Source organism: Phenylobacterium sp. (assembly GCF_030654915.1).
Lineage (GTDB): Bacteria > Pseudomonadota > Alphaproteobacteria > Caulobacterales > Caulobacteraceae > Phenylobacterium.
The window spans coordinates 1-4016 of the sequence record NZ_JAURWM010000356.1 but is presented as its reverse complement, the minus strand read 5'-3'; the positions used below and the strand labels follow the sequence as shown (position 1 = coordinate 4016).

5 protein-coding genes and 1 pseudogene are annotated in these 4016 nt (G+C 65.0%); 3 read left to right on the top strand and 3 right to left on the bottom strand.

Annotation, left to right across the window (positions count from 1 at the left end):
* Window positions 1-191 (top strand): annotated as a pseudogene (locus Q7T84_RS18315) (sterol desaturase family protein); the annotation flags it as partial.
* Window positions 192-197: 6 nt separating this feature from the next.
* On the opposite strand, the gene Q7T84_RS18310 reads toward Q7T84_RS18315, so the two are convergent.
* On the bottom strand, window positions 198-428 hold the full coding sequence (locus Q7T84_RS18310; RefSeq protein WP_304811742.1) for a hypothetical protein: 231 nt from the start codon (window positions 426-428) through the stop codon (window positions 198-200).
* Window positions 429-860: 432 nt separating this feature from the next.
* Window positions 861-1349: a MarR family winged helix-turn-helix transcriptional regulator gene (locus Q7T84_RS18305; RefSeq protein WP_304811740.1), complete on the bottom strand. Its 489-nt coding sequence runs from the start codon at window positions 1347-1349 to the stop codon at window positions 861-863.
* 159 nt (window positions 1350-1508) lie between these two features.
* Here Q7T84_RS18305 and Q7T84_RS18300 point away from each other — a divergent pair, with 159 nt between their 5' ends.
* Complete coding sequence (locus Q7T84_RS18300; RefSeq protein WP_304811738.1) at window positions 1509-3095, top strand: nitrilase-related carbon-nitrogen hydrolase; 1587 nt, start codon at window positions 1509-1511, stop codon at window positions 3093-3095.
* Between the two features lie 231 nt (window positions 3096-3326).
* Window positions 3327-3776: a GNAT family N-acetyltransferase gene (locus tag Q7T84_RS18295; protein WP_304811736.1), complete on the top strand. Its 450-nt coding sequence runs from the start codon at window positions 3327-3329 to the stop codon at window positions 3774-3776.
* 55 nt (window positions 3777-3831) lie between these two features.
* On the opposite strand, the gene Q7T84_RS18290 is transcribed toward Q7T84_RS18295, so the two are convergent.
* Window positions 3832-4016, bottom strand: a 185-nt coding sequence (locus tag Q7T84_RS18290) for a cytochrome P450 (RefSeq protein WP_304811735.1), incomplete at its 5' end; no start/stop codon positions are given.

Sequence of the window (4016 nt, the reverse complement as noted above, 5' to 3'; positions counted from 1 at the left end):
TCGCCATGGGCCAGGACGTCGCCCGCCACCCCCGCCACGCGCTGGGCTACATGTTCGGCCCGCCAGGCTGGAGCCACGACGCCAGCCGCGACACCTCCGCGACCCTGCGCGCGCAATGGGAGGCCGGGCAGGGCGAGCCCGAGCCCGAACCGACTCAGAACCTGCCAGATCGTCAGGCGGCGTCCGCCTGACGCCGCCTATCGGCGGCGACGCGAAAGCCGCGCCAGCGCCGCGATCACGGACATGACGCAGAAGAACAGCATCGCCGTGACGACGCTCTCGACGGACACGTTGCGGGCCAGGGACAGCGCCAACGGCTCCTGGGCGACGGCGCCGGCCTGGAGGATCGAGGGCGCGTGGCGATCAATCAGGGTCAGGATCGCGATATAGACCGGCGCCGACAGCATCGCGACGAACAGCCACGACAAGACCCAAGACCTCGCAACGCCGAGGTGATCGCGTCGCGGAACAGGCGGTGGAGGCGGTTGAGCAGGCGCGGGGCTGGCTGGGTCTTCGTTGATCATCAAGCCAAGCTACCGAATCCCAGCCAACTCGGCCGTTCACAATTCGTCTCCTGCGGATCGAGCCAGCGCCGCCCCATTCCTCTCCCTTGGGAGAGGTTGGGGCGCCGCGCGGCGACGCTCTGCTGACGGTTGTGGCACGTGGGGGCGACCGCATCGGGCTCAACACCGACCTTCGCAAGGTCTGCTCTTAGACTCATAGATTTCGAGCCAATCCCGCGTGCTCCGCCGGTCACCAGCGCCACCTTCCCCTCGAACGTAGGCGTGTGGGCGCGTCGGCAAGATTGCGATGTCATCTCTTCGCCGTTGATGGCCGGGAGGCGCAATCGCGCGGCCCACCTAGGGTTTTGCAAGACCCGCTGTCGACTTCGCCCGGACGGCGTCCTCCAGGCGTCGGACTAGCGCTTCGAAGCGCAGCCGGTCCTCGACAGAGACGCCTCCGAACAGATCCTTCTCGAGGCGTTGGGCGATAGTCGACGCCTTCCTCACGAGGGCCGCACCAGCGGGCGTAAGCGACAGTTCGTGACGTCGGCGATCTGTCGGGCTCACCTTGCGAGACACCAAGCCGCGCACCTCGAGACTGTCAATGAGGGCGACCATCTGGGGCGCGTAGACCCCGAGTTTCCGGCTGAGGTCCTGCTGAGAGATTCCGTCGCCATCGCGGATGCACAGCATCGTGTCGAACGCGCGAGGCTTGAGTTCGAGGGGCGCCAGCGCGGCCTCGGCCTGCGCGAGCACCAGCTCCCCAAGCCGAACCGCGTGATGCCCGAATGCGCGGTCCGAGTCCGGGCTTAAGTCTGAGGGAAGTTTGGCAGTCTTCTTGACCATGGCTGCCTTGTCTCCTGTCTTGACTCGACGGTCAATGTGCATAACGTTTATGTATCATAATGATTATTGCGCAGAATCGTATTCGAAAGCGCGGGCTGCTGCGGCTTTCCACCGCCTACCCGTCGCCCTCAGTGCGTTTCGACAGGGGCGGAGACCACGATGACCACAAGCACGCATCCGGCGTTCCAAGGCGAACACAAGCGGCTTCGCGACCGCGTCTCGCTCCACTCAAGTGGGCTCTGGTTTCTGCTGGGCGCGGCGGCATCGCTCCTGGCGATAGGGCAGCGGTGGGACGTGCCGCTATTGGCGTGGATCGCGCCCGTGCTTCTCTTGAGGTTCAGCCGAACCACGCCAGTGTTGGTCGCGTTGCTGGGGCTCATGGTCGCTTCGACAGCGCAGATCGCGGCCTACATCGTGGCCTCCGTGGCGCCGTTCAACACGGTGACGACGACGCTGTGCCTTGTGCTTGGCGCGATCTTCACTGCGCCTTTCGCTCTCGACAGACTCCTGATCAAACGCCTGCACCCTTTGGGGCGCATCCTTCTCCTGCCCGCCGCCGTCGCGGTGGTTGAGTTCGCGAGCGCTAGTCTGCTGCCAGTCGGCGCGAGCATCGGCACACGCGCCATCACCCAGGGCGAGAACATCGCGCTTCTGCAGCTGACCGCGCTGCTCGGCCCCTACGCCATAGGCTTCCTGATCGCGGCGGTCGCGACCGTCGTGAACGAAATCTGGGACACGCCAGTGCGCGCGACGGCGCTGCGCTTTGGCGGAGGTCTCGCCGTTGTCCTGGTCCTGGTATTCGGAGCAGGCCAACTGAGGCTGGCCTATGCGAGCGCCCATCCCGCCGGCGAGACCGTGAGGATTGTCGGCATTACACCCAGCATGGCCCTTCGCGAGCCAGCAAAGGACGGTGTGTCGATGGCTAGCTTCCCCGCATCGGCGGCGACTCTGAAGGCTCTCGATACCCCCCAACGCAATGCGGCCTATCAAGCGGTGCAGCAGGAACTGCTGGCCAATACACGCGAGGCCGCGCGGTCTGGCGCCCAAATTGTGGTTTGGTCCGAAACTGCAGCGCCGGTCTTTGAAACCGGCAAGACAGCCTTCCTGCAACAGGTAGCAGAGCTGGCGCGAGAGGAAGGCATCTACATCAACGCTGCGATCGGCATCGCCTATCGGCGCAACGAGACGTTCCTCATCGGACCCGACGGTCGCCAACACTGGCATTATCAGAAGAACAAGCCGGTTCCGGGGATGGAGCCGGTGGCGCCGGTGCGGAACGCGCCGCCGCTGGTGCAGACCCCGTTCGGCGTTCTAGTCAACGTTATCTGCTTTGACGGAGACTTCCCGGCTCTCGCACGACGTGCGGCCGATATCATGTTGGTGCCGGCCTGGGACTGGCCTGAAGAAGGCTACGTCCACACCATGAAGATGGCGCGCGTTCGTGCCGTGGAGAACGGCTACTCCATGGTTCGGGTGGACTACGACGGTGTATCAGCCGCCTTCGACCCTTACGGTCGCGTGTTGGCAATGCAGGATACAACGCCCGGCAAAGCTCACATGATGGTCGTCGATGTCCCCATTCAGGGCGTCAACACATTCTATGGGCAAGTGGGCGATATGTTCGCCTGGCTATGCGGCCTGACCACTCTGGCGCTCTGCGGTCTCGCGCTGGCCCGGCCACGTCTCGCGGCCTCCCCCAGTGGTCTGTCAGACCCCGTGGCCGAACTGCGCCGCGTCTCGACGTGAACTTGTTCCGTGGCAAAGTGCGAAGTACACCCTTCACGTTCGCGACGCCCTTCATCTGTCTCGGCATTGGCGCGATGTTCGCGGTTCCGTATCTCCTGGATCGCGTAATCGGCGGACGAATGTCTGCTAGCCGGCTAGGTTCTGTTGTTTCCTAGTGGAGCTACCCGGTCGTCTCCCGCCGCTCGCGGCTTCCGACTAGACAAGGTCCTCTAGCCAACTAGCCTCCGCTGCATGGCCGATCTCAACATCCGCCCCGCGACGCCGGACGATCTGCCGGGGGTTATGGCGCTTTATCGTCAGCTCAACCCCGATGATCCGGTTCTCAACCTCGCCGTCGCCGAGCCGGTTTGGTCGGCCCTGCTGTCCTCCGGTTTCACCACGCCCTTCGTGGCGGAGGTGGGCGGGCGGCTGGTGTCGTCCTGCACGCTGGCCATTGTTCCCAACCTGTCTCGCGGCGCCCGCGCCTACGGGGTGATCGAGAATGTTGTGACCGATATCGACCATCGCCGGACCGGTCTTGGCCGCGCGGTCCTTCAGGTCGCGCTCGACAAAGCCTGGAAGGCCGACTGCTACAAGGTTCTGCTGGCGACCGGGTCGCGGCGGGAGTCCACGCTGCGCTTCTACGAAGGCGCGGGCTTCCAGAGGGACGCCAAGACCTACTTCGAGATCCGCCGTCCCTAAGACCGTCTGAGGTCGAAGCTTCCGAGCCGCCTCGCGCGTCTCCGAATTCGCCGCGTTACCCCTGAACTGACAACCCCTCCATGCCCCGGAAGAAGGGCAGGGCCCGCCAGGTCGGTTCGTCGCCGGCCAGGTGCAGGTCCGGGAAGCGTTCGAACAACTTCACCAGCGCCCGCCGCGCCTCGATCCGCGCCAGCGGCGCGCCGATGCAGATGTGGCTGCCGCCGCCAAAGGCGACGTGGG